Origin of the sequence: Mesorhizobium sp. M4B.F.Ca.ET.089.01.1.1, from assembly GCF_004022605.1 — a bacterium.
In the GTDB taxonomy this organism is placed as follows: Bacteria; Pseudomonadota; Alphaproteobacteria; order Rhizobiales; family Rhizobiaceae; genus Mesorhizobium; species Mesorhizobium abyssinicae.
The window spans coordinates 1-749 of sequence record NZ_RZOS01001073.1; the positions used below are offsets into that span (position 1 = coordinate 1).

Sequence of the window (749 nt, forward strand, 5' to 3'; positions counted from 1 at the left end):
GGTCAAGCGGTTCGGGACTTACTATCGTTTTAAACAGAGCGACGTTCTACCGAAGTTGTCGCCCGTCCTGCAAAGCTACTTCACCTACTCTCTGGAGGCGCGCACAGACGCACGCTACCTACAACCGCTGCTGGCGCCGCAAAGTGATATACTGAGCTCCTACACTATCCGGGACCATCGCCACATGTGGTCCACGGCGGGCTTCTTCCACATGGTGTCCCAAGCCGTGGATAAGGTGGGCAAGATTATCGCAGGGTCCAACGAAGGCGATACGGTTTTCGGCTTCCGTCCGGTCGACATCAAGTGCGATGCGAATGGGGTCACGACGTGGACGGACGCCGATGCCGCGTCGAATCGTTTCCTATTCGAGGTGAAGGATCGCGATAGCTATGCCAGCGCCATGACTGCTGCCATGACCACCCTACTGGGGAATATTCAGTAGTCGGAAGCCGGGCGAGGCGGTGTCTCGACCGTAGTCCCGACACGGCATCCAGCCGCCCAAGGTCAGAAAAGGGAAGAGTATGGCAAGTGTTTTTATCAACAACGTGGGTAAGTATTACGGCCTAGTCGAAGCGCTGAAAGGCATTTCCGTCGATGTCAAGGATGGAGAGTTCGTTATTCTGGTCGGCCCCTCCGGCTGTGGTAAGTCCACACTGCTGCGCATGATCGCCGGCCTCGAGGATATCAGCTCGGGGGAAGTCGAGATCGGCAGCCGGGTGGTCAATCACCTGCCGCCCAAGGCCCGCGAT

At 57.7% G+C, this 749-nt stretch carries 2 protein-coding genes; both read left to right on the forward strand.

Translation table 11 applies throughout. The annotated features are described in order from the left end of the window. The coding region (locus tag EN780_RS39325) for a hypothetical protein (RefSeq protein WP_189557086.1) at positions 1–442 on the forward strand (442 nt) is incomplete at its 5' end. 79 nt (positions 443–521) lie between these two features. Continuing rightward, a partial coding sequence (locus EN780_RS36090; protein ID WP_133372947.1) for an ATP-binding cassette domain-containing protein occupies positions 522–749 on the forward strand: 228 nt, incomplete at its 3' end.